This is a genomic window from Pseudomonas violetae, assembly GCF_023072615.1.
GTDB lineage: Bacteria > Pseudomonadota > Gammaproteobacteria > Pseudomonadales > Pseudomonadaceae > Aquipseudomonas > Aquipseudomonas violetae.
In genome coordinates this window covers 44121-70288 of record NZ_JAKNRW010000028.1, presented here as the reverse complement: position 1 = coordinate 70288, position 26168 = coordinate 44121, and the positions used below count along the sequence as shown (strand labels likewise).

At 56.6% G+C, this 26168-nt stretch carries 32 protein-coding genes and 3 pseudogenes; 24 read left to right on the top strand and 11 right to left on the bottom strand.

From position 1 onward, the window contains the following. From L9059_RS23695 to L9059_RS23665, 7 genes are all read right to left on the bottom strand, one after another. The coding region (locus L9059_RS23695) for a DUF2586 domain-containing protein (RefSeq protein ID WP_247293314.1) at positions 1-64 on the bottom strand (64 nt) is incomplete at its 3' end. Positions 65-76: 12 nt separating this feature from the next. Further along, positions 77-757 carry a phage virion morphogenesis protein gene (locus L9059_RS23690; protein ID WP_247293310.1) on the bottom strand — a complete coding sequence of 227 codons (681 nt, stop codon included), beginning with the start codon at positions 755-757 and terminating at the stop codon, positions 77-79. After that, the gene (locus tag L9059_RS23685) at positions 747-1193 is read right to left on the bottom strand and encodes a phage tail protein (RefSeq protein WP_247293309.1); all 447 of its coding nucleotides are present in this window, start codon (positions 1191-1193) and stop codon (positions 747-749) included. Before L9059_RS23685 ends, L9059_RS23690 begins: the two co-directional genes overlap by 11 nt. Beyond that, the gene (locus tag L9059_RS23680) at positions 1190-1651 is read right to left on the bottom strand and encodes a head completion/stabilization protein (RefSeq protein WP_247293308.1); all 462 of its coding nucleotides are present in this window, start codon (positions 1649-1651) and stop codon (positions 1190-1192) included. The genes L9059_RS23685 and L9059_RS23680 overlap by 4 nt, the downstream gene beginning before the upstream one ends. A 99-nt stretch (positions 1652-1750) precedes the next feature. After that, entirely contained in the window at positions 1751-2467 is a 717-nt protein-coding gene (gene gpM, locus L9059_RS23675) for a phage terminase small subunit (RefSeq protein ID WP_247293307.1), read from the bottom strand. Beyond that, a complete protein-coding gene (locus tag L9059_RS23670; RefSeq protein ID WP_247293306.1) occupies positions 2464-3498 on the bottom strand; it encodes a phage major capsid protein, P2 family in 1035 nt (344 codons plus the stop codon). The genes gpM and L9059_RS23670 overlap by 4 nt, the downstream gene beginning before the upstream one ends. Position 3499: 1 nt before the next feature. Further along, entirely contained in the window at positions 3500-4426 is a 927-nt protein-coding gene (locus L9059_RS23665) for a GPO family capsid scaffolding protein (protein WP_247293305.1), read from the bottom strand. 163 nt (positions 4427-4589) lie between these two features. On the opposite strand from L9059_RS23665, the gene L9059_RS23660 reads away from it, so the two are divergent. The 3 genes from L9059_RS23660 (at position 4590) to L9059_RS23650 (ending at position 7752) form a co-directional block, all read left to right on the top strand. Next, positions 4590-6638: a terminase large subunit domain-containing protein gene (locus L9059_RS23660; RefSeq protein ID WP_247293304.1), complete on the top strand. Its 2049-nt coding sequence runs from the start codon at positions 4590-4592 to the stop codon at positions 6636-6638. Beyond that, positions 6550-7428, top strand: a complete 879-nt coding sequence (locus tag L9059_RS23655) for a phage portal protein (protein ID WP_247293313.1) — start codon at positions 6550-6552, stop codon at positions 7426-7428. Before L9059_RS23660 ends, L9059_RS23655 begins: the two co-directional genes overlap by 89 nt. A 66-nt stretch (positions 7429-7494) precedes the next feature. Next, positions 7495-7752 carry an ogr/Delta-like zinc finger family protein gene (locus tag L9059_RS23650; protein WP_247293303.1) on the top strand — a complete coding sequence of 86 codons (258 nt, stop codon included), beginning with the start codon at positions 7495-7497 and terminating at the stop codon, positions 7750-7752. A gap of 340 nt (positions 7753-8092) precedes the next feature. Here the strand turns inward: L9059_RS23650 and L9059_RS23645 are convergent, their stop codons facing one another. Next, positions 8093-8443: a helix-turn-helix domain-containing protein gene (locus L9059_RS23645; RefSeq protein WP_247293302.1), complete on the bottom strand. Its 351-nt coding sequence runs from the start codon at positions 8441-8443 to the stop codon at positions 8093-8095. Between the two features lie 84 nt (positions 8444-8527). Between L9059_RS23645 and L9059_RS23640 the strand changes: the two genes are divergently transcribed. The 18 genes and pseudogenes from L9059_RS23640 to L9059_RS23555 form a co-directional block, all read left to right on the top strand. Continuing rightward, positions 8528-8740 carry a DNA-binding protein gene (locus tag L9059_RS23640; RefSeq protein ID WP_247293301.1) on the top strand — a complete coding sequence of 71 codons (213 nt, stop codon included), beginning with the start codon at positions 8528-8530 and terminating at the stop codon, positions 8738-8740. Between the two features lie 29 nt (positions 8741-8769). Further along, positions 8770-9246, top strand: coding sequence for a YmfL family putative regulatory protein (locus L9059_RS23635; RefSeq protein ID WP_247293300.1), 477 nt, complete (start codon positions 8770-8772; stop codon positions 9244-9246). Next, positions 9243-9605 carry a hypothetical protein gene (locus tag L9059_RS23630; RefSeq protein ID WP_247293299.1) on the top strand — a complete coding sequence of 121 codons (363 nt, stop codon included), beginning with the start codon at positions 9243-9245 and terminating at the stop codon, positions 9603-9605. The genes L9059_RS23635 and L9059_RS23630 overlap by 4 nt, the downstream gene beginning before the upstream one ends. A gap of 74 nt (positions 9606-9679) precedes the next feature. Further along, positions 9680-9913 carry a hypothetical protein gene (locus L9059_RS23625; RefSeq protein ID WP_247293298.1) on the top strand — a complete coding sequence of 78 codons (234 nt, stop codon included), beginning with the start codon at positions 9680-9682 and terminating at the stop codon, positions 9911-9913. Between the two features lie 8 nt (positions 9914-9921). Next, positions 9922-12624, top strand: a complete 2703-nt coding sequence (locus L9059_RS23620; RefSeq protein WP_247293312.1) for a toprim domain-containing protein — start codon at positions 9922-9924, stop codon at positions 12622-12624. A 5-nt stretch (positions 12625-12629) separates the two neighbouring features. Then, positions 12630-12911 carry a hypothetical protein gene (locus tag L9059_RS23615; protein WP_247293297.1) on the top strand — a complete coding sequence of 94 codons (282 nt, stop codon included), beginning with the start codon at positions 12630-12632 and terminating at the stop codon, positions 12909-12911. 89 nt (positions 12912-13000) lie between these two features. Further along, positions 13001-13282, top strand: a complete 282-nt coding sequence (locus L9059_RS23610; RefSeq protein WP_247293296.1) for a hypothetical protein — start codon at positions 13001-13003, stop codon at positions 13280-13282. Continuing rightward, positions 13275-13703, top strand: a complete 429-nt coding sequence (locus L9059_RS23605) for a DUF2528 family protein (RefSeq protein ID WP_247293295.1) — start codon at positions 13275-13277, stop codon at positions 13701-13703. The genes L9059_RS23610 and L9059_RS23605 overlap by 8 nt, the downstream gene beginning before the upstream one ends. Then, a complete protein-coding gene (locus tag L9059_RS23600) occupies positions 13696-13908 on the top strand; it encodes a hypothetical protein (RefSeq protein WP_247293294.1) in 213 nt (70 codons plus the stop codon). The genes L9059_RS23605 and L9059_RS23600 overlap by 8 nt, the downstream gene beginning before the upstream one ends. Next, on the top strand, positions 13898-14146 hold the full coding sequence (locus L9059_RS23595) for a hypothetical protein (protein ID WP_247293293.1): 249 nt from the start codon (positions 13898-13900) through the stop codon (positions 14144-14146). The genes L9059_RS23600 and L9059_RS23595 overlap by 11 nt, the downstream gene beginning before the upstream one ends. Before the next feature lie 331 nt (positions 14147-14477). After that, positions 14478-14690 (top strand): DUF4224 domain-containing protein, encoded by a 213-nt coding sequence (locus L9059_RS23590; protein WP_247293311.1) that lies wholly within the window; start codon positions 14478-14480, stop codon positions 14688-14690. Further along, positions 14687-15859, top strand: a complete 1173-nt coding sequence (locus L9059_RS23585) for a site-specific integrase (protein ID WP_247293292.1) — start codon at positions 14687-14689, stop codon at positions 15857-15859. The genes L9059_RS23590 and L9059_RS23585 overlap by 4 nt, the downstream gene beginning before the upstream one ends. Before the next feature lie 410 nt (positions 15860-16269). Further along, positions 16270-16473 (top strand): annotated as a pseudogene (locus L9059_RS23580) (hypothetical protein); the annotation flags it as partial. 997 nt (positions 16474-17470) lie between these two features. Beyond that, complete coding sequence (locus L9059_RS23575; RefSeq protein WP_247293291.1) at positions 17471-18802, top strand: cation:dicarboxylate symporter family transporter; 1332 nt, start codon at positions 17471-17473, stop codon at positions 18800-18802. A gap of 46 nt (positions 18803-18848) precedes the next feature. Next, complete coding sequence (locus L9059_RS23570; protein WP_150807006.1) at positions 18849-19475, top strand: helix-turn-helix transcriptional regulator; 627 nt, start codon at positions 18849-18851, stop codon at positions 19473-19475. A gap of 89 nt (positions 19476-19564) precedes the next feature. After that, on the top strand, positions 19565-19963 hold the full coding sequence (locus L9059_RS23565) for a RidA family protein (RefSeq protein ID WP_247293290.1): 399 nt from the start codon (positions 19565-19567) through the stop codon (positions 19961-19963). Between the two features lie 55 nt (positions 19964-20018). After that, the gene (locus L9059_RS23560) at positions 20019-20990 is read left to right on the top strand and encodes a threo-3-hydroxy-L-aspartate ammonia-lyase (RefSeq protein WP_247293289.1); all 972 of its coding nucleotides are present in this window, start codon (positions 20019-20021) and stop codon (positions 20988-20990) included. Between the two features lie 193 nt (positions 20991-21183). Next, positions 21184-21756 (top strand): annotated as a pseudogene (locus L9059_RS23555) (transposase); the annotation flags it as partial. Positions 21757-22099: 343 nt separating this feature from the next. Here L9059_RS23555 and L9059_RS23550 read toward each other — a convergent pair. Both L9059_RS23550 and L9059_RS23545 read right to left on the bottom strand, forming a co-directional pair. Further along, on the bottom strand, positions 22100-22291 hold the full coding sequence (locus L9059_RS23550; protein ID WP_247293288.1) for a hotdog family protein: 192 nt from the start codon (positions 22289-22291) through the stop codon (positions 22100-22102). Positions 22292-22293: 2 nt separating this feature from the next. Next, complete coding sequence (locus L9059_RS23545) at positions 22294-22554, bottom strand: PaaI family thioesterase (protein ID WP_247293287.1); 261 nt, start codon at positions 22552-22554, stop codon at positions 22294-22296. A gap of 988 nt (positions 22555-23542) precedes the next feature. Between L9059_RS23545 and L9059_RS23540 the strand changes: the two genes are divergently transcribed. The 3 genes and pseudogenes from L9059_RS23540 to L9059_RS23530 all read left to right on the top strand — a co-directional run. Further along, a complete protein-coding gene (locus tag L9059_RS23540; RefSeq protein WP_247293286.1) occupies positions 23543-23827 on the top strand; it encodes a hypothetical protein in 285 nt (94 codons plus the stop codon). Positions 23828-24132: 305 nt separating this feature from the next. Next, the gene (locus tag L9059_RS23535) at positions 24133-24546 is read left to right on the top strand and encodes a DoxX family protein (protein ID WP_247293285.1); all 414 of its coding nucleotides are present in this window, start codon (positions 24133-24135) and stop codon (positions 24544-24546) included. Between the two features lie 235 nt (positions 24547-24781). Further along, positions 24782-24883 (top strand): annotated as a pseudogene (locus L9059_RS23530) (manganese efflux pump); the annotation flags it as partial. A gap of 265 nt (positions 24884-25148) precedes the next feature. Here L9059_RS23530 and L9059_RS23525 read toward each other — a convergent pair. After that, the gene (locus L9059_RS23525) at positions 25149-25898 is read right to left on the bottom strand and encodes a 3-oxoacyl-ACP reductase family protein (protein WP_247293284.1); all 750 of its coding nucleotides are present in this window, start codon (positions 25896-25898) and stop codon (positions 25149-25151) included. Between the last annotated feature and the right edge of the window lie 270 nt (positions 25899-26168).

Here is a 26168-nt window from a genome sequence, read left to right as displayed (position 1 = left end):
CGATCTCGGTCACGGCACCCTGGCCGAGGTTGAGATTGTTGACGCTGACTTTGCCGAGTGCCATGCAGTGCCTCGCTTAGCGGGGTGAGTTGAGGATTTGTTGCAGCACCTGGTTGAGCAGCAGACCAGTGTCGCGCTCGGTGCTTGCGCCGAGGAACTGCCGTTTAGGCAGGGTGATTTCCCAGCTTTGCTTTCCGGTTGATTCGGATTGTTCTTCGCTGAGGATGCGGATCAGTAGCCCGGCCTGGGCGTAGTTCACATGCTCCAGGATCCAGGCCACAGGGGGCCGGCTCAGGCTCTTCTTGCCGGCTTGGCGCACCTTGAAGCCCAACCGACGCAGGCGCTTGGCTTGCTTTTCGGTAGCGGCCAAGCCTTCAGGTACCCGGTTCCAGCGCTTCATCTGGGCAGCGGTGCGGCGTTCGGAGGTGCCGTTATGCTGCTGGGCAGCAACCCAGCTGGTCAGCGCATTGCGCCAGCCCAGGACAGCCTGATCAGGCGTCACACTGGTGACCTGCAGCAGCTTGCCCAGGCCGGCTTCCATCTTCTTCTTGCCCTTCCCCGGATTCTTGCGAGCTTCGAAGGGCGAGCCGTCCAGGTTCTTCTGGTTGCGGATGTTCTTGCGGCTCATCGTGCGTACGCGCTTGCTGACGTTGTTCAGCAGCCGCCGGCGCAATCGCGGCGGCAGGCTGAGCAATGCCAACTGTTCGCGCACGCCCAGCTGGCCGCGCACGTCCAGGTCAAAAGTGCTACGCGCCATAGGTGGCCACCTCGCCCTGCTCCGCGACCCAGAGGTCAAACGGGATGAATGACCAGGTGGTGCCGAACGCCTCGATCTCACCGGCCGAATCTTCGGCGAGATATTGCGGCTCAACGAATTCCAGGGTGATTTCGACGTCGGCCAGGTCCTGGTCGAGCATCTCGATGGCGAACGCCGGAGCGGCCAGATCTTCATCGCGACCGGGGTCATTGCTGGCCAGCCAACTGCCCACCAATGCCATCAGTCGGCCGGGGTGATCCGCGAAGCGTTCCATGATGATGACGGCGCGATAGCGCATATCACCCATGTGCAGGCCAGCCAAGTCCGGCTTCCAGATCAGCTCCAGGTTGACCTGATCGGTGAAGCTGTCGAGCTGCTCGGGCAGCACTAGTTGCCGCTCGATCAGGAACGTGGTTAGGGCGCGCAGCTTGTTCATAGCAGCGCCGCCGTGATGCGACCACGACCCTGCAGCGTGCGGACGGCCTGCTGACTGAAGGCCAGAAAGGTTTCTTTACGCTCGGGTTCTTCCTTGCCGGTGTTCTCGGCGATTTCTCGGCGGGTGACGGTGGCGAACTGGGGCAACAGACTGGCTTTGGCGCGGCAATACACAGCGCGCTTGTACGTCTCTACGTGAAATGTGTGCAGCGGCAGCACCGTAGGGTCTGCAGATTCCACGGAGGAGACGCCTAGCGATTGCCAGTAGGCTTTGCGCTTGGCTAGATCCTGGTTGACCTCAGTCATGGCCGTATTCAGATCAGCGCCCAGCAACTCGACCAGGTACTCCGCCGGCAGGCGGTACTCCTTCTGGAACTCGGACAAGGAGAGGTCCGGCCAGAAGCCGTCATTCTCAATTGTCTGCTCCACAAAGGTGGTGGGTTTCCCGGAAAAGCTCATTGCTGGGCACTCGAATAGGGGCGGGAAAACTGTTTCAGTGGGTCAGGCCATAAATGGTTGGCACACATCCACAGTTTCTCTCCGGGGGGGGGTAGTCGGTTATTCGGTGGCCGGTGTGGCCGGTTGTTTTTTCAGCGCCTTGCGGCAGTTTTCCATTCGCGTATCCACGCCGACCTTGGGATACAGCGCGGTGGCACGTTCAAAGTGCTTGAGTGCGGTTTCCCAGTCGTTGGCCTCCATGGCGCGGATGCCGATCAACTTGTGGTACTTGGCCGGGATCTGCTCGGTCAGTTGCCATTCCCCATCCACGCGGGGCAGCAGATTCGACAGGTAAGGCTCGGGGCTGCGATTGGCCTGGTACTCGACCATGGCCCACTCGATCACGGCGTCAGCTACAAAGGTCGGAATGTCGCGCTTGAAGCGCTCCGGCATGACCTGGCCCTGCTCCATCGCAAAGTCAGCCAGCTCCAGGCCGTCTTCGAACTGCGCGGTGTCGAACAGCCAGACCATCACCTGCACCAGGACACGGTTCGGCAGAACCTGGCCCGATTCGCAGTAACGCTGAACGAAGTCCTGGTACTTGGGCAGCAGCTCGTCGCGCTTGAGGGCTTGTTTGCCGGCCAGACCATTGATCGCACTCAGTCGCTCCAGATCTTGATCCAGGGCCGCTTCCTGCAAACGAATGTGCTTACGGGCATTGGCCGGGCTGCTCAAGGCCTCGGCCGGGGAGTACGCCACCGGTGCCGCTGCAGCAGCGGCAAGGGCATCGGCGCCCATGCTCAGGATCCGGCGCTTGTGCGACAGAGCCAGACTCACGGGGTCTCCTCCACCGGCACCAGTTCGACGTTTTCGGTCAGCGCGAATTTCTCCAGCTGCTCGATCACGTAACCTTCGTTGCGGCTGTTGTAATCCTCGACGCGGGAGCGTTTCGGGTTATCTACCGTCTGTTTGCGCCAGCTGGAGTCCTGGAAATAGATCGACAGGTTGTCGAAGCTGGTGACCAGCACAGCATTGACGGGGAAGTACGGCACGCTGAAGGCCGGCATGCCGCCGTAGGTAGCGATCACCTGGGCTTCTTCAATGCGTTCTTTTTCAGTCGGTACATCACCTTGTTTGGCGTAGAGCTTGGCCTTATCGGCGGCCAGCAGGTCGGTACCGATGATTGCGACCAGGTCGCCACCGTCGCGAAGGCGCTCGTCCACCATTTGCTTGGTGTCATGTACCAGGGCATCGAGGTTGGCGTAGTCGCCGCCCACGCCCAGCAGCACCTTGCCAGCAACCTTGCCTTCCTTGAGCACCTGCGCCGGGATCTGTTCGCGGGCCTGCTGCAGCCAACCCTTGTTCACGTCCTGCAGCATCGGGTTGTCGGTGATATTGGTCTGCGCGGCAGCCGAGGTGCCGTGGAAACCGATGATGATGCGGTCGAGAGCGATCTGCTTTTGCACAGCCGCGGAATAACGCTGGTGGAAGTCCGGAAACTTCGCCCAGGCGTCAATTTTCGCGTAGGGCATCCCGACATCGGATTCAGTGGAATGCAGTTCGTAGGTGGACTGATCCAGCGCCGAAGCGTCTTTGGCAATGCGATCAGTGGTGTTGGTGTTGGTACGGCCAGTGACTGGGCCGGAAACACCGATGAACACCTTCTGACCTTTGATCTCGGTCACCGGGATGACGTTGATGCGCTGCAGGAAGTCCGACTTGGCGGTGATCGCCTCGTTCAGCTCCTGGGCAATGGTCGGATCGACACTGAATTGCTTGCTGGCCAGCTCAACACCGTAGTTTTCGGCGATATCGAGCAGCAACTGAGCAAACATCTTGGCGCCGTAAGCGCTCAGAGAATATGCCATGTCAAAGCACCCGCTTTTTGGTGGTCGCTGCTGGACCAGTGGTTTTCGGCAGCTGACGGCCAGTGGTGGTGTTCTGCAGCGCGGTGAACTGCTTCTGCAGGGCCGTCATGCTGGCCAGCAGGGCCTTGTTGGAAGCACCGCCGTTACGAGCGAATTCGCGCTCTGCTTCTGCAGTAGTGACGATCTCGTCCACTGCCGCACTCACGTCGTCGATCGGGGCTTGGTCGGGTTCTGGTGCATCTTCGGCTGCAGGCTCAATCACGGCCTGAATGCCGGCAGCGACAACCAGCAGCTGCGCCAGCAGGGCTTTTAAGGCCGTTGCAGTAGCTTCGTCCATTGGGGGTTTGCTCTCGTTGGGGGGGTCGGTTTTGTCATCGGCTGCTGGGGGCTCGACAGCGAAGCGCTTGAACAGGCTGGTGATCATCGTCGCCAGCTTGGCGAGCTCGCCTTGGGGCTTTTCTTCGCTCAAGTTGCCCAGCTCAACAGAGGCGGCGTAGTACGCGGCTTTGTTGGTGCGGTTCGAGAAGTACAGTTCCTGGGTGCCCAGGCTGGCCGGTTGATCGGTGACGGCCAGGCCGGTGAGATAGGCTTTGCCGGAATTGGCGAAGTTCGGGAGGATCTCGACGCTGGTGAACAGCTTTTCGCCCTGATCGTTGAGCCAAAGCAGCTTTTGGTTTGGCTTGAGCTGGGCTTCCAGTGCAACTTGGCCAGGCTCCAGATCGTCTGCTTCCTCGACCAGGCGCACGGCGAAAACGGTGCCGTGGGAACCGCTCCAACGTTCGTGCTCGGCCCAGATCACAGCCGTGTATTTGGATGGTGAGTACGTCTCAGCGACATCGCGCAGTTCCTGGGGAAGGATTTCTCGGCCATCTACGGTCGGGCCGCTGGTGGCGACACGTTTCCAGAACGAAACAAGGGAACGGGGCATGGGCGATAACTGCGCTCAATCGGTGATTTGAGCCGCCACGATATGGACCAGTCGGGCTCCAAACAAACGATTCAAATGCGCGCTCCACCTATTTTCGACTTTTAGGAGGAACGCGGAATTTAACACCGCGTTTGCCGCGTTTTCGCCGCATAGACTGCGGCCCATGCTCTACTCAACCGAAGTAAAAGAAGCCGCTAAACGTCTGTTTCTACGCCGCTGCAAGGCGAAGGAAATTCAGGCGCAACTCAACCTGCCCAACATCCGGATCGTCTACTACTGGATCCGCCAGGGCGGCTGGGAAGACATGCTGTCGGATGAAGAACCGCTGACCGCGATCGGCCGTCGGATCACCCTGCTCCTGGACAAGGCCACCAGCCTGAGCAAGGACGATCTGAATGAGCTGGACCGGCTGACCACCATTCGCGAACGGCTTCTGAAACAAGCCGCCAAGCCATCGCTGGCACCGAACTCAGAGGATCCGGCGGAGCCCCAGGAACGACGCCAGAGCTCGCGTGGCGAGCGTTCCGGCCGCAGGGACAGTGGTGACAAGAAGCGGGAAAAGAAGGCCAAGAACGATATCAGCGGCCTGACCGAAGTGGACTTCCTGGATAAGTTCATCTCCAAGATGTACGGCTATCAAAAGGAACTGTTCGCGGCCAAGCAAAACCCGCTCACCTGCAGGATCCGGAACATCCTCAAAAGTCGCCAGGTCGGCCTGACCTACTACTTCGCCGGCGAAGCCTTCATGGACGCGGTCCTGACCGGCGACAACCAGGTGTTCCTGTCGGCCAGCCGATCGCAATCGGAGATCTTCCGCAGCTACATCATCCAGTTTGCCCAGCAGTGGTTTGGCATCGAGCTGACCGGCAACCCGATCACGCTCAGCAACGGCGCGGAACTGCGTTTCCTCAGCACCAACAGCAGCACCGCCCAGGGCTACCACGGCCACGTTTACGTGGACGAATACTTCTGGATTCGCGACTTCGAAAAACTCAGCACCGTGGCCAGCGCCATGGGTACACACAAGAAGTGGCGCAAAACCTACTTCTCGACACCCAGCGCAGTGTCACACCAGGCCTATCCGTTCTGGTCCGGTGAAGAGTTTCGCAACAGCAAGCGCGGCAAAAAGGCCGGCGGCACCTGGCCTACCGAAGCGGCGTACACGCAAGGTGCGCTGTGTCCGGATGGCCAATGGCGCAAGACCATCACCATCCAGGATGCGATCGACGGCGGCTGCGATCTGTTCGACCTCGAGCAGCTGCAGCTGGAGTACGACGAGGACAAGTTCCAGCAGCTGTTCTATTGCAAGTTCATCGACAGCTCGCATAGCGCATTCGGCCTGAAAGACCTGGAGCGCTGCTACTCCGACCTGACGTTGTGGGAGGACTACAAGCCCGAAGAAGACCGCCCCTATGGCAACAGCCCCGTCTGGATCGGCTACGACCCCAGTCGGACCCGCGACGACGCCACTTGCGTGGTCATTGCCCCGCCACTCGAAGCTGGAGCGAAATTCCGCATCCTGGAGAAGCACAGCTGGCGAGGACAGTCGTTCAAGTACCAGGCCGAGCAGGTCAAGAAACTCACCGAGCGCTTCAACGTGCAGCACATCGGCATCGATACCACCGGCATCGGTTATGGCGTGTTCGACCTGGTGCGCGACTTCTACCCACGGGCCACCTCGATTCACTACAGCCTGGAAACGAAAAACACGCTGGTCCTCAAGGCCCAGGACACGATCCAAGGCAGCCGCATCGAGTGGGATGCCGGGTGGACCGACGTTGCCCAGGCGTTCCTGACCATCAAGCGCGGCACCACCGGCAGCGGCCAGATCACCTACAGCGCTTCGCGCACCGAGGCCACCGGCCACGCCGATATTGCCTGGGCAATCATGCATGCCCTGGCCAACGAACCCTTGAACACGAACAAGCGGCGCCGGAGCCGCTACATCACGAGCGGAACCCATGCCCAACCGACGCAAAAAGCACCAGGTCATCCAGCAGCAACGCCAGCAGCAGCCAATGCGCTCGTTCACCTTCGGGGAACCAGAACAAGTGCTCAGCGGCAACATCGGCGAGTACGTGGGGGTGTTTCCCAGCGACGACGGCGAGATCTACAAGCCGCCGGTGTCACGCACGGGCCTGGCCAAACTGCTGCGCGCCAACGCGCACCACGGCGCCATTCCGAAGTTCAAACGCAACTTGCTGTTGCGTGAGTTCATCCCTTCTGACGGCTGCAGCTCGCAAACCATGGGCCGCGCCGGATTGGACTACATGGTGTTTGGCGAAGCGTACTTCTACCGGGACACCAACGCCTTTGGCCAGATCCTGGAGCTGCAGCACCTTCCGGCAATCAACATGCGGGTCAAGGTAGGCGGCGGTTTCAGAATGCTGCTGCCAGACAATAAGTTTATGGACTTCGAACAGGACGAGATCGAGCACGTCATGGACTACGACGTGGAGCAGAACATCTACGGCATTCCGGACTATTTGGGCGGCCTGCAGGCGCTGCTATTGAACGAAGCGGCCACCCTCTTCCGCCGGCGCTACTACAGCAATGGTGCGCATGCCGGCTACATCTTCTACACCAACGATCCGGATCTGACGGAAGAAGACGAAAACAACCTGCGCGAACAGATCAGCGCGAGCAAGGGCGTGGGTAACTTCCGCTCGATGTTCGTCAACATCCCCAATGGCAAAGAAAACGCCATTCAGATCATCCCGGTAGGTGACTTTCAGGCCAAAGACGAACTGGAAAAGGTGAAGAACATCACCCGCAACGACGTGATCGCGGCCTGGCGAATGAACCCTGCACTGGCGGGCATCATCCCGGAAAACAGTGCCGGCTTTGGCGATATCGAAAAGATCGATCGCGTGTACACCAGCAACGAAATTCGCCCGATCTGTCAACTTTTCGACCAGGTGAACGATAGCTTACGGGGTGACAGACGAATCGCCTGGAGGGATACGAAGGAAGCAGTGGATTCCACTGCATCTAGTGCCTAGCAAAGAGATTGCCACTACAGATTGTGGCAATATAGTGGCGATTGGCTGCCCTGGGGAGGGAACACAATGCGAGTTACATGCAAATGCGGGCACAAGGGCCGGATCGCTTCGCGAGATGAGCTATCCATGGATTTCGCGAAGCTGTACTGCCAGTGCCTGGATGCAAAGTGCGGGCACACATGGGTCGCGAACCTAACGTTTTCACACACGTTGAGCCCGTCAGCTCAGTCATTCGAACGGATGTTGTTCGACCGGTTGAGGGATATGCCCAGGGCGAAACAGCGTGAGCTTTTTGAGCAGCTGGGTTCACAGGCGGTGGCGTGAGATGCAAATCGCCGACTCAACTATGCCGGCGATCGATCAAAGGGAATGGGTTTTCAGTTACCAGCTGGTTCGTCCGGATGGGTCGCTAAGAGCTCAGACATTCGGCGGAGATGGACTTGTTCCTGTTCACTCAGTAGGCGGTACAACCGAATGAACCGACGTTCAATTTTGGTCAAGCTAAGCCATTCGAACTCGGTGTTTCCGACACTGCCAAGTTCGTCTTTGGTGCGATCCAACATGCTTACTACTCCATAAAGTGCATTGCTGAATCGACGATATCGGGGCGCAAACCGGCGTTAGTAATGGAGAGCGACGAATGTCATACATGCTTTGTTACAGGTTAATTCCGCGATCGAGCGGCATCGTCTGCCATGGCTTTAAGAAATCGACGGATAGCTTCTTGGTCCCCTGGCGTGATGCTCCTGTATTGCGTCACGAGCAGATCTTCCATTTCGGAAAGCTCGTCATTGCGCAGTGTTGCGCGAACGCCATTCACGATATAGCCCACATCGAACCCAAGCTGGCTAGAAGCCATGCTCAGGTAAGACGCGGTGGGGTCGCTTGCGCCAGATTCATAGTTGCCTTGAGTACGTTTCGATACACCAAGTTTTTCGGCGAGCTGATCCTGAGTAAGCCCCGCCTGGGTGCGCAGCTGTCGAAGCCGTACACCGATCTCTTCGGAGAGAGTCAAATTATTTCCACTCGCATATTTACATTGGCAGTTTTTTGCCACATCCTGCGCTCGTCATCACACGAAAACGCAAGGAATTGCACTATGCCCAACACAACCATAACCGAGCAAGCCCGGCAACAAGCGCGGGACGCATTGGAGAAGCGCGGTCAGACCGCGAAAGACTTTGCAAAGCTGCATAACCTGAATCCCAGCACCGTATACGCGGTGCTGAGTGGCCAGAGCCGTTGTCGCCGTGGGGAGGCACATCGCGCCGCGGTGTTGCTTGGTATCAAAGACGGCGTGATTGAACAGTAATGGCACTGGGCCACAGGGAGAAGTAGAAGATGAATTGCCCAGTACTAAAAGAACGCCGGAAAGTGATGCGGAAAATAATTCTGGCTTATCCAGGTGGTAGAGAGTCCGCCGCCGGACGTCTTGGCTTTGAAAAGGTTAAGCAGTTTGACAACCACCTATATGGACCCAGCCGCCCACTGACGGAATCGCAGATCTATCAACTGGAGCGAGCAGCAGGCACCGCCCATTACCCCGAATACGTCGCAGCCATATACGGCGGCATGTTCGTCGCCGTAGCTGAGCCTGACTCGCTGGACAATGTTGAGCTGTACACCAGGTGCGTGCAGACAGCCGCCAAGCGCGGGACGGTCGACCAGATCATTGCCCAGGCGCTCGAGGACGGTGTGATCAATCAAGTTGAGGCCGATGCCATCCTCAGAGCCGACAGCCTGCATATGGCTGCCAGGCATGCGGAAGTACTTGCCGTTATCCAGTTGCACGCATCTAAGTCAGGGGTTGCCCAATGAACAACGTTTTCACGGATATGGACTACCAGGACACCATTCGCGCCGCCGCACTGGCTTTCCTCGAGCGTCACCAGGGCGAGCACTTGGGCGATTTGGGTCAGTTCATGTCACGGACAATCGATCACCTGGTTGAAAGCCTCGAAGTTAAAGAGCCTTTGGCCACGCGATTGGCGTGTCTCGCCTACAGCGACCTCCAGACTATCAATTCACGCCAACGGATCGACCGGAAGGCGAGCAGTGAATACACCGTCGTGATTACCGATCCCGTTCGTGGTTGCTCTTGGTCAGTGCACGCCTACCTGATCTACGAACACCTGATTGCCGTCGGCCACGGCACACGCCTCACCCCCGCTACCTAACACCCCTTTACCAATGTCCCGAGCCCCACACCCTGTGGGTTTGGGTGAGTTTTGCCTGATATCGAGGTTTCACTATGGGAAACGCCGTGATTGTTACCACCCAAATGCCTTCGGCCCAAGCCGAAGCGCTACTGGCTGCCATACGTGCGCAGTACCAGGTGAGCCTGAGTGAACACTGGTACGCAGACGAATATCGCTACGTCCCTCAGATCGCACGACACAAATCAATTCTCGACAGAACCCCGGTGATGGCAGCCCAGAAAAGCCTGATGGCCGCCTTATCCCTCAGCCTTAAAGCAGCGAAGTAGCAGCCATGATGAATGAAGATATCCGCACTCAAGTACTTCAACGGCTGGAAGACGACTTCGGCCTGAAGTTACGTGTGGGCACGAACTACATGCGGGGCGGCGTTTGCCCAGCCTGCAACAAAAAAGAGCTGTATGCGCGCCACGACAAACCCTGGCAGATCCGCTGTGGTCGTCCGGAGCGCTGCGGCCATATCGAGCACGTCAAAGAGATCTATGAGGACCTGTTCGAGGACTGGAGTAAGCGAGCGCCGGCAACGGACAACGACCCGACCGTAACCGCCCGTGCATACCTGGAATTCGCCCGCGGGTTGAATGCTGGAAATATGACCGGTTGGTTTACCCAAGAAAACTACGTCAACCACGAAACGAACGAGTCCAGTGCCACGATTCGATTCGCCCTGCCGAACGGTGGCTACTGGGAGCGCCTGATCGATCGCCCTGCTCGCTTCGGCAAGATGAAGGCCCGTTTCAAGCCCAAATACAGCGCCCAGGGTGAATGGTGGTCCCCGCCGAATGTGGACTTGGCCACTGTCAAAGAGCTGTGGATTGTCGAGGGCATCTTCGACGCCGTTGCCCTGGTGCAAAACGCCGTCGATGCGGTGTCAGCCATGTCGAGCGTGAACTTCCCGATCGAAGCTTTGAAGCAGCTGCTCGAGCAGCGTCCGGGCAATCTGCCCACTCTGGTGTGGGGTCTGGACAACGAACCAACCGCACGCGGCTACCTGCTGCGCTGGGTGAAACAGGCACGCGAAATGGGTTTCACGTGTAAGGCAGCGCTCATTCCGCAGCGGGATAAGAAAGTCGACTGGAACGATCTGCACCAGCGGTGGCAGTTCGAAGAAGAAGGTAAGGCCCGCAACGACAGGCGCAAGCGTGATTTGGATGCTGCGCGCCATGAAGGCGATTTGCTGCTGGCTCCGTCACCGAAAGAGAAGGCGCTGCTGATGTACACCTGGGAGGAAGGTTTCCCGGAGTTCGCCTTTGATTTTGGCAACCAGACTTACTGGGCCAAGTTCGACCTGTCGAAGCTCGAAGAGGAACAGAAGGCGCTGGCCACCAGCGATGATCACGACGACCAACAACTCAACGACAAGGCAGCCCGCCGCAAGGTGCTGCAGAACGTCTGCAGCCTGAAACTTCTGGCCAACTGCCGCTTCGAGGCGTTGTACAAGCAGGTGAGCGACGTCACCAACGAGGCGTGGTTTTACTTCCTGGTGGCGGGTATCCATGACGACCAGGGCGAGAACTACACCTTCACTCCGAAACAGATCTCCTCGAGCAGCGAATTCAAGACCCGTCTGATGTATTCCGGCGCAACCTGGCTCGGCACTCAGAAGCACTTGGACCAGATCGTCATTCGGCAAACCGAACGCTTAAAGACCGTGGAGACCATCGACTTTCTGGGCTACAGCCGTGATCACAAGGCGTACATCTTCAATGACATCGCCATATGCGGCGGATCTGTCTACAAAGCCAACGACGAGGACTATTTCGAGTTCGGCAAGCAGCGGGTCAAATGCCTTATGAAGTCGGTAAAACTCAAGATGGCCTTGGATAAAAAGGGCTATCGCGAAGACTGGCTGCCGAACCTTTGGACCGTCTTCGGCGAGAACGGCATTCTGGCCCTCACCTACTGGTTTGGCTCGCTGTTCGCCGAGCAGATCAGGGCAGAGCATGAGAGCTTCCCGTTCCTGGAAATGTCGGGCGAGCCCGATTCGGGCAAAACCACGCTGATCAAGTTCATCTGGAAGCTGTTCGGGCGGAACTATGAGGGCTTCGACCCGGCCAAGAGTTCGTTCTCGGGCCTGAGCCGGGCGATGGGCCAGGTGGCCAATATGCCCCTAGTGCTGCTCGAGGCTGACCGGAACACCAACGAAGATAACTCCAAGGCCTTCGAGTGGGACCAGTTCAAGGACTTCTATGGCGGCGGCACGCTGCGCACCCGGGGCGTCAAATCCAACAGCAACGACACCTACGAGCCGCCGTTTCGCGCCTCCATCGTGATCGCTCAGAACGCCATCGTTACCGGCCACGAAGCGATCATCAGCCGTATTGTCCGGTTGCCGTTTCTCAAGCCTGTTATCACCGATGCGAGCCGCAAAGCTGCTGATGCGATCGTCCAGACCGAGCTGGATGACGTCAGCCACTTCATCGTGAAGGCAATGCGCGCCGAACCGCAGGTGTTGAAGCGCTTTGCCGAACTGTATCCCAAGTACCGCGCCGAACTATGGGCCAGCCGTAACCTGGCATCCGATCGGGTCATCAAGAACCACAGCATGATGCTGGCCCTGCTGGACTGCCTGCAGCTCGTTATCGCCATTCCAGACCACATGGTCCAGTCCTGCCGCAAATACATTCTGAAAGCGGCCAACGAACGCCAGGCGGCGATCAGCACCGATCCGAAAGAAGTGAACGAGTTCTGGCAGGTGTTTGATTACCTGGAATCGCTGCCTTCTGCACCGATGGTCAACCACAGCAAGAAGGCAGGCGTGATTGCCATCAACCTAAACCAGTTCGCCGAGGTTGCCTTGGAACACCGCCAGCGGATTCCCGACCTGGCCGTGCTGCGCCGCCTGCTCAAAGACTGTCGGGCTCATCAGTGCCTGGATACCCAGAAGCGGGTGGAAAGCAGCATCCGCGCTAGGCAGCAGGACATGGCGCCGACTGCCCACATCCCTTCCACCATGCGCTGCTTCATCTTTCGGGAGTAACTGCCATGCAGATTCAAGTTATCGCGAACCCTAAAAACACCGACGTAGTTAACGATCTTTATCGGCGGATCGGGAAGGAGACCGGTCGCCCTGCGGTAAGCGCCGGCGCGTATGGCGCACGTGGTCTGGTCACCATTTTGTGGGTCAGGGCCGAAGGTGGCCAGCGCGAGATTTTGGTTATGGATTGTGATCGGGACCAGATCCAAGCAGTGCTGGAGTGGCGTTCCGAGATGGAAGAAAGCGTTGAGTTTGACGACCTGGTGATTCACCTGGTGCGAAAGGCTTAGAGCGAAACGAGCGCCGGCAGACGCCGGTCGAGAAAGGGATGTCGAGGAGTTGCACCTCCCCGACACCAACCACTGAAAGGAGCAATCCCATGCGAGGAAACACCCAAGTCAGCAGCGAAGTGAAGGCTATCACATCGCCTGAACAAAGCGCGCAGACCGTCCGCCACCTGGTGACGATCCGAATCGTCGGTACCGCGCTTTTCGACTACCAGGTGCGCAAAACCACCGATGCCCGAATCCGCCTTGAGTCGCTGGCCACCATGGCCCAGGCACAGGGCGACCTGACCGACGACGAAGCGCTTGTCGTCGCCCAGGTACTCGCCAACCCCACCAACTCCATCCAGCAGCTGCAGGGCCGCAATCATGTCTGAACAAACCAACATCAAGCGCTTCAAGGTCAAGAACACCTGGAAAGACTACGAGGTGACTCTTGGGGTAGACCTCAATCGGCTCACCGCTGAGCGCGCCACCATGATCAACGGGTTCTGGACCAATGCAAAAGATCGAGTAGCCGAGGAAAACGGTGACGTTGTGAAAGCAGTTGTTCGGATGTTTGGGCAAGTGATGATCAACATGATGCTGGCCGAAGGTGGAGCGAGCTTCTCTGGTAAGCCACGGGGTCCCTTTGATGACGCTGGGCCCATCTGGACGGAGGACTTACATAACGAGGAGGGTTGGGGCGGCACGATCAAAGAGGACGGGTATGGGTGGTGCGGGATCAAAGTGATTGAAGCCGACGTGGAAACCGTAGGCTTTGACGATGTCGAGCTCGAGGAGCTGGCCCATGTCTAAACCATCAGAGCGCATCCGTCCGCCATTGGCTATCAACCCGCTGGACCTACCGAGCCATTGCGACATTTGCGGCCTCGCCCGATCGACGCAAAAGCACCAGAAATGCAGCCGGACGCGCCAGGCCCGCAAGAATGCTGAATGGGATATCCGCCTGGCAGAGGTTGCAGCTGCTCGAGCAGCTCGGGAGAAACGCTATGTCCGCTAATAAACGCCTAGTGCGCACGCACAACACTTACGACACCAATACGCTGACTGACCTGCTGTCGGTAGTGATGGCAAACATTGAAGACGCCCTACTTGAAACAGGCGCCGAGCCGACCACTGATTACAACCGCATGGACCTGCTGCGCGAAGCAACACCGTTCGTTTTGAGCATGTTTAGCGAGAACCGGGATCCCGTGATTTTGAACTGCACATGGAACGAACCCGAGGGTGAACGCTAATGGCTGATCAGTGGATCTATGAAGTGCACCACCTGGTGCGTGACAACGACATGTCCATCTGCTGCCGCTGCCCACACTGCCAACGAGTATTGGGGATCGACGGTGATGAATTTGACGATGTGCGCGGAGAGCAATATCAGTGCACTTGCGGAGGATGGTTCGAAGTTAGCTACAACGCTAAGGCTCTGAACCGAGATTCGACACTTCCCCCCAATCGCGGAGTTCCTGAGTAGTAGCACGTAACAACGCTAGAAAATTTGCTCACAACTTCTAATAACTACCCCACCTGCGTTGAACCACAATGCTGGTGGGGCTTTTTCGTGAGAAACACATGGGGAATTCAAGCAGTGATGTTCTCAGTTTTGAGGACCTCCAGCGCATCACGGGTTACCAGCGCCGATCAGACGTGGAACGGACCCTGCTCGAGCAGGGCATTCGCATGTTCCGTGGCCGCACGGGGCCATGGACTACAATTGACTTAATCAACCGGGCCGGCGGCGTAGGGCGAGGCCGGCAGGAACGTTACGACGCCGACATTCTATGAAGAAAGCCCGTAAGCGGAAGCACAATCCGCACATCCCAGCCCACATCGATCAAGCCGCGCTCCCCGCGGCTATTTACTTTGACCAACGGGGCTCCGGGATTTGGTACACCTCTCATCGTGATGAAAATGGCAAGCAACGTCGGCGCAACGTCGCCCCTGCCGATGCAACGATGGCCGAGCTGCACCGCATCATGGACGAGGTGAGCAACACGGATCGCGACACCCTGCGCTACCTGTGCCAGCAGTTCCACGAAAGCCTCAAGTTCAAGGGACTGTCCTCACGAACCCAAGACGATTACAGCTACTGCCACGACGTCCTGGTCAACCAGGACACCAAGATGGGTAAGCCCTTGGGTGACCTGGCGGTCCGTCGGTTCTCCCCCGCCCTGGTACAACGTTTGGTCGACAAGATCGCCGGCGAGGGCACGCCTTCGAAAGCTGCTCACGTGCTGCGTTACCTACGCCGTGTACTGCAGTGGGGCAGGAACCGTGACTACCTAGACACCAATCCTGCCTTGGGCATTGAATCACCGGCCGAGCGGAAGCAGCGCAGATTGCCTGCGGTAGAAATGATGGAAACCTTAATCGACCGGGCCAAGGCATTTGGGCGTCTGCATCGTAATGAACCCAACAGCTGTCCCGTTTACCTGAGCATCGTGATGGAGCTGGCCTATCTGTGCCGGCTCCGGGGGATCGAGGTAGTGACCCTGACTGACGCCAATGAGCTCAAGGAAGGGGTGCAGACTAACCGGCGCAAGGGCAGCCGCGACAACATCGTGCGCTGGACCCCGCGCCTGCGTGCCGCCTGGGACGATGCCAAGGCCTACCGAACCAAGATCTGGACGGTCCGCAGCTTTCCCACACCGCTACATCCCGAGCGGCGCCCGCTGATCGTGAGCAGCCATGGTACGGCCCTGAGCAAGTCGGGGCTGGATACCGCATGGCAGCGCTTCATGACAAAGGCTATCGAAGCTGGCGTGCTCCTCGAGGAGCAACGCTATGGACTCCACGACCTCAAGCGGCGCGGGATCACCGACACGCCCGGGAACCGTGCCGACAAGCAGCAGGCCAGCGGCCACCGTGACGAATCCATGCTTGATATTTATGACCTCAGCCTTCCTTTGGTAGACGCCTCCTCAACGCCAACCCCCTTTAAACCCCTCGCGTAACAAGCTCACTCAACCCCCTGAAAACACTAGGCTTTCGGGCGTTTGCACGTAACAAGAAAGTGACCTAAGTCATTGATTTCATTGTTGTGTGCAGCTGCCTTGTAATCAGTAGGTCCCGGGTTCGACTCCTGGTGCCGGCACCATATAGATCAACAACTTAGGCTCACCGGAAGGTGGGCCTTTTTTGTTTGCAGGGTTTCATGCCCAGTTTGGTCACAGCTTTGGTCACAGCTGCTCAATTGGTTGAATCCTGAGGCACCCTTCTTTATCAATACCTAGCTACACCATCGGCCAGAATCCTGCGCGTAGTCACAATGAAAGGATGGCCATCTCGCGCAGTAAAGCCGATACCCACTTCTGACTCACCGAACAACATCCTGTTACCCTTTCCTCTTCGCGGAGGACACGCCTTGCCAAACTCAGATCTAGCTTCCTCACTGCTTTTCAAATCCGAAAATCGACTTGCCCTCGAAGGCGCCATCATGGAGCTTTCGAACTGGGTCGAACAACGTGGCTCGGCTAAGATCGCCGCCAACGTGCGCGGTACACTAGAAGGAATCGACAAAAACGAAGAGCTCATCAAGATGAAACTCGCAGTAATGATGGCGCCTGAGCGACTGCAATCGGCCGATTGTGTTGAAAAAGTCGGTTCTCCAGACTGCCCGCGCACTGACTCCTGAAAATGCCTTTTTTGCGCGCAGCTACGCGAAATCTGAGCCCGGAATCCTCTGCTCAAAGTAAAGAATTCAATCTCAAACGCGTATTTTTCTGCCGTGGAAACCATGGCCGACTTTTTCAACAGAGTCGGTCGATTGCTGACTCTCGCCACCGTCAGCTTCGAGTCGTTTTTTGTCCATCGCAACAGGCAGTAATCGACCAAGAAATGGCCATCCGCACTGCGTCCTATAATCACTCTATAATTCCCTGTAAACCGTATTCCAACCTCAGCCAACGGAGCTTTCGCGGTTAGACGGGAAGCGCCCGCCAAGCGCGTCTTTTGTATGCCTGCAATGGTCTAGTTGGTTGATAAAACATGCGTGTCGACCAAGAGGAAGCCGGCTAAGGGCGCATGCGGCCTTCCGATGATTTGGTGCGTCCAGCCTCGACGCGAACGACAAAGATGCGCGGTCGATTTCGCTTCCGATTATGCGTATCCAGGCTTGGGCGTCGGACAAAGATGGCTCTGATTTCCTGGACACTTCAGCTTGGCTCCTCAATAGCTCGGTTATTCGCTGAGGAGGCTTTTGTGGTTTTTTGATGACCGTTTCTGGCCGAGATTCGCCGGTATCGAGGGGCGACTGTCGACCCATTGCAGTCATTCGTCGTGGACTGCTATCCCGAAGCTGACAATGGAAATCGAGGTCTCATAGGGTTATCGCCCGAACCACCAGGGCCGAACTCTGCGCGATACCAGCAGTCAGCCCGTGACGCCCGCGTAGCCGTCCCCCGCCCCGCAAGCCATTTTTTTTCAAGACATAACGTCCAGAATCTGGACATATTGATTATTTGTGGATACTTTGTCATCGCGGCCCCAAGAGAGGCTGCTCATAACAATAAACAGCGCCGTATCGACGCATTTCTGACTTCTGCCACCCTGATTGGAGTGCCGTAATGTCAACATCCTCATCCGCTGCAAACACAGGTTCGCCACTGATTTACTCGCTGACCTTTCAGTTATTCATTGGGTTGCTGCTTGGCACCCTCGTTGGACTTCTATGGCCGCATTTCGCCGCACAGCTCAATCCGCTGGCTGGAGCTTTTGTCAAACTGATTAAAATGGTTGCAGGCCTGATCGTATTTCTTACCGTGGCCAGTGGGTTTTCTCAGATCAGGAAAGGCACAGGTCTTGGGCGGCTGAGCGCCGTTACGCTGATATATTTTGAGGTCATCAGTACCGTAGCGCTGGTGTTGGGATTGTTGCTGGGCAACCTCTTCAAACCAGGCGCAGGTCTGTCGATTCCTGCGGATGGTGTTGCAACCGTGGCATCGTTTGCTCAAGCCGGCCAAGCGTTGTCTACGGTCGACTTTTTGCTCAATGTCATTCCCAAAACCGTGCTTGATGCTCTGGCTGGTGGAGCGATGTTGCAGATCCTGTTGGTCGCGCTGCTGTTTGGTTACGCATTATTTGCACTGGGTGAACGTGCCGAGCCCTTGGCACAAAATCTTCGTTTGTGGACTGAAGTCAGCTTCAAGGTGGTCGGTGTTATTCTGCGTTTGGCACCTATCGGCGTCTTCGCTGCTGTGGCATTTACGATAGGAAAATTCGGACTTGCGGCACTACTGCCACTGATCAAGATGATCGGTCTGGTGTATCTGGGGTGTGCGTTGATGATTGTGCTGGTGTTCGCCAGTATTGCGCGGCTCACCGGATTCAGTCTGTGGTGGTTCATCAAGCTTATCCGCAAGGAGTTGATTATCGCCTTTACAACGACCTCATCGGAAGCGGCTCTACCGGGTTTAATGACCAAACTCCAGGAAGCGGGTTGCAGCAAGAGCGTTACCGGATTTGTAGTGCCTGCCGGATATTCATTCAACCTGGACGGGTCATCCATTTATCTCACAGTGGCTGTGCTGTTCATTGCTCAGGCAGCTGGACTTGATCTTGGTTGGTCCGAGCAGTTGTCGTTATTGTTGGTGTTTCTGCTGACCTCCAAGGGGGTTGCTGGCGTGAGCGGAGGGGCCTTCATAACACTGGCGGCTTCCCTGACGATGTTTCCAGACATCCCATTGGCTGGCCTTGCCTTGATTCTGGGTGTCGACCGCTTGATGGACACTATGCGTACACTCACCAACGTTCTGGGTAACGGGGTCGCGACCATGGCTATTGCCCGATGGATGGGGCAACGCGGCGGCGATGACCCGGCGCACGCCGCGCTGACAGAATCAGGTCAAATTTGTAAGTCGGTGCTGGAGCCCATCCCAACGTCCAACCCGGTCGCCTGAATAGTTCTCTCAACCTATCAATTCACCTCTGGCATGAGCTTGCACCATGAGCGCAAAAAACGACGAAGCCACTAACATCCTCAACCAATTGGGGCTGATTGCGCGGGGGCTGGGTGAAACATTCGCGCCTTTTTGCGAAGTGGTGGTGCATGACCTGCAAGACCCCAATCACGCCATTCATGCGATTCACAACAACCTTTCGGGGCGTCAGGTAGGCGATCCGGCAACCGAACTCGGCCTGGCTCGCATTGCTGATACACAGTATCCGGAAGTGATCGCCAATTACGCCAACCGCTTTCCTGATGGTCGACAGGCCAAGAGCACCTCGATAGGGATCAAGGATTCGAACGGCCGGTATGTCGCGGCACTGTGCATGAACCTGGACTTGAGTCTGTTCCAGAGCCTGCAAAGCGCGATGGGGCAATTCACCAACGTGGTCAAGAATGGTGTTACGGAAAACCTGGATACCAGCAATGCTGACGCCATTCGCCAGCGTATCGACGAGTTCGCTGCGCGTCAGGCCACGACACCACGCGCACTGAAGACCGAAGACAAACGTTTGCTGCTTCGCGAACTGAAGGGCAGCGGTTATCTGGAAGTTCGCAAGTCGATGGAGGTCATCGCCCAACATTTGGGCGTGTCCCGCGCGGCTGCCTATAGCTACGTGAAATAACACTGGCCGGTCTCGTACCGGCATTACTCCGGCAAATTTTTCCCCCGCGTGAGGGGATAGTTCTCCTCGCCCTGAATAAAGGTATCGCCATGCTTAATCCCGCTATCCAGTGCGCCAACAGTAGCTCCATCAGTCCTCCTGCGGGGCACTATTCTCATGTCTGTATCGTCGGCGGATTTGTGATGATTTCCGGTCAGTTGCCTATCAATTCCGAGGGGCAGGCATTGGCAGACCAGAGTTTCGAGGAACAAACTCGGCAGGTCCTGACCAATCTTGAGCATTGCCTTGCCCAGGCAGGCGTCGACAAATACAGCCTGGTGCAAGTGCGTGTCTATGTCACCGATATTTATCAATGGCCAGCTTTCAATCGCCTTTACGAACAATGGTTGGGTGATCACCGGCCCGCCCGAGCTGTTGCAGGAGTGGCTCAATTGCATTTTGGCTCAGCCGTCGAGGTGGAAGCTATGGCACTTGCGGCGACTGCCTGAGCGTATTTATTGCGCACACTTCTGAAATTTTTCATTATCAAAAAGCGAGGACCCCATGACCACGACGCAACTGACGCTCCCTACCTATCAAGACGTCCTTGACGCCGCCGAACGCATCCAGGGTCACGCTCATCGCACCCCGGTGCTGACCTCACGTACGCTGAACGGACAGCTGGGGGCCGAGGTGTTCTTCAAGTGCGAGAACTATCAACGCATGGGCGCTTTCAAGTTCCGCGGTGCGTTCAACGCAGTGGCTCGCTTCGACGATCGCCAACGCAAGGCCGGGGTTGTGGCATTTTCTTCCGGTAACCACGCCCAAGGCATCGCATTGTCTGCACGTATCCTGGGTATTCCCGCGACCATCGTGATGCCCCATGACGCTCCGGCCTCGAAAATGGCAGCGACACGCGAATACGGAGCCAGTGTGGTGCTCTATGATCGTTACAGCGAGGACCGCGAAGCCATTGGTCGAAAACTGGCTGAGGAGCATGGTTACACCTTGATTCCATCCTATGACCACCCGGATGTCATCGCTGGACAAGGGACGGCGACCATGGAGTTATTGCAAGAGACCGGCCCGCTGGACGCACTATTCGTTTGCCTCGGTGGCGGCGGACTGTTGGCGGGCGGTGCCTTGGCAACCCGTGCACTGTCGCCTGACTGCAAACTTTACGGTGTAGAGCCGCAGGCGGGGAATGACGGTCAACAGTCGTTTCGCAGGGGAGAAATTGTACATATCGACACACCGGACACCTTGGCCGACGGCGCCCAGACCCAGCATCTGGGGCACTATACATTCCCAATCATTCGCCGCGACGTTGATGACATCCTGACTGTCACAGACGTACAGCTGGTCGAGGGTATGCGATTTTTTGCCGAGCGCATGAAGATGGTCGTGGAGCCTACCGGATGCCTGGGGTTGGCCGCTGTACGTGAAATGGGCAAGGTACTGGAGGGTAAACGCGTCGGTGTGATCGTGAGCGGAGGCAATATTGACCTAGATCGGTATGCCCGGTTGCTGGCGTAGCCTTTAACGCTGACGCTAGTCGATCTCTTCGGGGCGGACCCGAACAGATCCTGTGCGATCTGTAGCTTCTGTTAGCGACCGCTGCAATCTAGATGCACATAGGTTTGAGTGACCGCTTTTGGCCCAGAGTGTGTAAAAACGCTTTCGCAAACCCTTGCTATGAATTCTGAGGATTTCATCGCAAGGATCGCTCATGAAACGCTTTATCCAAGGTGAACATCGAGGCCAAGGAACCTTCCTTCCGGAGAGCCTCGACGATTACATAACGGATACCAATCCGGTGCGCGTGGTTGACGTCTTTGTCGACGAACTCGACCTGGTCAAACTGGGTTTCGAAGGCGCCATACCGGCTGATACGGGTCGGCCGGCTTACCACCCCGCGATCCTGCTAAAGATCTACATCTACGGCTACCTGAACCGCATTCCATCGAGTCGGCGTCTTGAACGAGAAGCCCGACGCAACGTCGAGATGATGTGGCTGACCGGACGTTTGATGCCCGATTTCAAGACCTTCGCTAACTTCCGAAAAGACAACAGCAAGGCCATCCGAGGCGTCTGCCGCCAATTCGTGGGGCTGTGCCAGCAGCTGGGATTATTCGGAGAAAATCTGGTCGCCATCGACGGCAGTAAATTCAGGCCGTCAACAACCGCGACCGCAATTTCACCAGCACCAAGCTGAAGCGGCGGATGGAAGAAATTGAATCGAGTATCAATCGGTACCTGACTGCGCTCGAAAGCCGATCGGCAAGAACCCTCGATCGCTCAGCGCTAACAGCCGTCGGCGCTACGCGCCGATAGTGCATCAGCGCGTTTTTACACACTCTGGGCCAGAAGCAGACATTCGGTTGTATCTACGGATTGAGGGTCGACTCACTATCAAGGCATGCAAAAACTTGAAGGCTCGGTACTGGCTTTAAATAGATCGAAAGAAATCTGATTTGATGGTCAGGCTTCAAAATGAAAACGATGGTTGGAATGAGATTTACTGGTTCTCGAAGGTGCTGCCAGCGCCTTACGGAAGATCACCGAAAATGCCCATGGGAGCACTGTCGGCATCAGGTTTTTCAGGTGTATCTGCTGCTATCTAATGAGCAGTCAGATCATTACCTTCAGGCTTTGAGGGGAATATTTCGCATAGTCACCAGAGCGGTGGCGCAAAGGGTTTCCTTGCCTTGTTTCACAGCAAACAAATCGGCAGCGGCAACCGTAGTGTTGTTCGATGCATTGATGACACGTCCCCTAGCTAGTAGCTTTTCACCATCTGCCGGGGCAATTAGTTTGACAGTGAAATCTGTAGTCATATTTATCCAGCCAGGTGGCAGCAAGGTGGCAGCAAGGTTCCGGCAGCCGAACCTCCTGCAAAATCAGCCAACGCTCCGATGATACCACCTTGAAAGTAGCCGTTATGCTGGGTGAGTTCTTTGCGCGCTGGCTGTTCGATTTCACAATGACCTGGCTTCAGGTAGTTGTAACGAAATCCCAGTAATTTTGCCGCTGGCATACTGAGTACCGCTCCTTGGACGTGCTTGTCAAAGTCGGGATTGCTGGCAGCGAAATCTTCCATGGTATTCATCCTTATAGTCTGCATTTGTGAACGACACTAACCAAGCCATCGCTCGAGTTTTTTAACGATGTATTGAGTGCGTATTGCATTGCGCATGACCCTGCCACTAATGGTTTTCAGTAGTTTCCCAGGCATTATTCAAACAATGTCGTGGGGAGTAATCTGATTATTTAAAACCACTGCCTGTCGAATGATCGAGATAATTTCGTCCCTCTCGATTTTCTTTCTCCACTCTCTTCGCACTTCTTGAACGATAATCAGTTTGCCTTCCGCATCTAAGAGTTAAAACACCGCGCACGCCGAATTCTCTAGGCTACGGTGAGCTGTCGAAACATTGTGCTCGATATCATGCGGGTAATAATTCTTACCGCAGATAATGACCATATCTTTTATTCTGCCGTTACATATAACTCTCCTTGGTGAACAAATCCAAGGTCTCCAGTACGTAAATAAGGCGGTTGAATGTCCACTGATAAATGATTTGCGAAGGTGCCTGCGGTGAGAGGTTCCTGGTTCCAGTCACCCCGTGCAATGTGGGAACCCGCTATCCAGATCTCTCCAATTTCGAATGGTGTGCGGGCTTTTCGGGTTAGCGAATCAACAGTTTCTATACGTGTTCCCGGCAGCGCTTTACCCGAACCCACCCATGTTTGGCAGGATGCCGCATCCGTCGGTAGAATTTTTCCATCACGCAGCGCCTGCCGGTCAACGTTCAGAGTAATCAGGCCTGTTCCCTTGATGCATGGGTAATTGCGACCTGAATCCCCCGGACTCCCTGAAGGTTATGTCTGCGAGTCTTGGCTCGGGCCGCTCGGGGAGCAAGTCTATTGGCTATGACCTCATGACGAGCGGTTGTTCGGGTTTGTTGGGGGAAACCCGCGTACAGCTAAAACGGTTGAGACTCGGGCTTATTTTGCCCGCTGTCCGCTCGACGAACGTCTTGAGTAGCCAGAGGTCAAACGGATACACGTCACTAAGGAGACGTCTGATGGTTACTCACTTCAAAGTAGGCGGGCATCTGGCCTGCGGTCACAATGGCAACCAACTCACCTCGACCACTGAACTGGCCCGCGTGAAATGCAGAAGCTGCCGCAACACCGACGCGTTCAAGGACGCACGCAAAAACCAACGCAATTTGGCAAGACGCATGTCTCGCAAAGCCAAAATCACCCACACGGCTAAGGACTGGCGGGCGGCGTGGACCGAGCGACTCACCGCCATGAAAGGGCGACAACGCTTGCCCCGTGGCTTTGCCGGTCAATCATTCGTGTAGCATGCCAATCTGGCGGCTGCGACGCCATTCCCCCAGCCGCCAACCCCAACGATTCAAGCAAAGCCAGCCGCCTCCTCGCCATTTGATTTTGGCGATTACGTTAACTAGCATTTCGTAGCGTAACTGCGCTTTTTTTCTTGTTTTCAGAGCGATCGCACAAGGACATGCTCCGTACGTGGCTCTGAATTGTTTGTTGATGATGGTAAATCCTTAACAGCCGTGACAGAGCAGACGTTTTGTCGCGGACGGGCGAACTTCCAGGCGGGTGCTAATGTAAAACCGTCCACCACAAAAGGAAGGTCGCCATGAGATACACCCTGTTCGAGAATCAGAAAAACGAGATCATCCTGCTTGCCCGCATCCTTCTGATGATCCTCTTCGTCATCTCCGGATGGGGCAAAATGACTGGTTTCACAGGAACTGTCGCCTACATGGAGTCACTCGGCGCGCCCGTGCCCATGGTCGCCGCAGGGATTGCCGTCATAATGGAGTTCTTCGTCGCAATCGCAATCCTCGTGGGCTTCTATACTCGCCCGCTCGCATTTATCTTCGCTTTGTTCGTACTCGGCACCGCACTGATTGGGCACCACTTCTGGACCATGGCTGATCAGGCGCGAGCAGCCAACATGACCCAATACTTCAAAAATCTCAGCATCATGGGCGGCTTGCTGCTCCTCGGCATTACAGGCCCGGGCAAGTACTCGATCGATGGACGATAGCCTCTTCCAAATATGTCGCGCCATGAATTGGCGCAGTTGAAAACGTGGCGCGGACTATTGATCGGTACCGCACACGGCCTTCCGGATCTGGGCCAGGTTTTAAGCGATCTCGCCCAGATCCTTGTCTAGGCGCTTCTCGGCCCACTTGAACCAAGCGCGGACCAGCACCCAGGCAGGCAAACCACACCCGAAGATCACGGCGTCTATCAGATCTCAGGTTGCCACCCCATAAGTTGAGAGCTGGGATGACTGAATTGCCTTCACGCTGCTGTTAATGTTGGGCATGCACATGATCTACAACGGGATCAAACACGAGGATGTAGGGGAAGAAAAGCCGGTTTGATGAAGGCGCTGTCGGCATAAAAAAGGCTGATTTTGGCCCATCCCAGAGGCGGTAAAAACAGCATTAACGTGTTTCAGGTCGCGACCGATGCGGTCCGCAACCTTGACCGTGCTGTTGCTCGGCAAACGAACGTTGATGATCCAAGACGATGAGGCTATGAGCGTTTTTACACACGCTGGGTCGATTGTAGCCATTCAGGTGCTTACGAAAAATAGAGGCGACCCGGGACGAGCGAATAGCTGGCCCGGGGCGCAAAGAACTAGGCGGAGAAACCACCGTCAATCGTCAAGCTGGCCCCGGTGATGTAGCCTGCTTCCGGACCTGCCAGATAGGCGACAAAGCCGGCAATTTCCTCTGCCTTGCCGTAGCGATCCAGTGCCATCAGACCTTTCAGGTACTCTGCGCCCTCGCCATCGGCCGGGTTCATTTCGGTGTCTACCGGACCGGGTTGCACGTTGTTCACGGTGATACAGCGCGGGCCTAGGTCGCGGGCCATGCCTTTGACCAAGCCGACCAGCGCCGATTTGCTCATGGAGTACACTGCGCCGCCGGCAACCGGGATGCGCTCGGCGTTGGTGCTGCCGATATTGATGATGCGCCCGCCGTCGACCATGTGCTTGGCAGCTTCCTGGCTGGCGACGAATACACTGCGCACGTTGACCGCTAGAGTATGGTCAAGCTGCTCCAGGGTGAGCTCCTCGGTGCTACCCCAGGCCAGCACGCCGGCGTTGTTGACTAAAATATCCAGGCCGCCGAAGTGCTCAACCGCCGCGCGAATGGCCTGCTGCACGGCTGCGGCATCGGCACTGTCGGCCTTGAGGGCAAGGGCCTTACCACTAGCTGCAATCACTTCACTGGCCAAAACATTGGCCCGCTCGGCAGACGATACATAGGTGAAAGCCACCGCCGCGCCTTCACGCGCCAGGCGTTTGACGATGGCCGCGCCGATACCGCGAGAGCCGCCTTGGACGAAAGCCACTTTTCCTTGCAGAGTTTGGGTCGAGGTCATGGTGTATCTCCATTACAAAAAGTTAGGTCAGTCTGACTACGTTGTGAGCAATCTATCGGCATGGGCATGGGCTCGCTTAGCCATGGCCTGTTGGCGTATGTATGCATAGCCACGTCTGTGAATGTCGAGGCGCAGATCATCGCAGTTGGCGGTTAAGTCAGAATTATTGGATTCCACTTTGGGTCGTTTTTTGCCTGTGGCGACCGGCTGAAAACTACCCAAAGCAGCCATCCATGACAGGGTGCTTCCGGCCAAAAGCTGCCCGTCAGG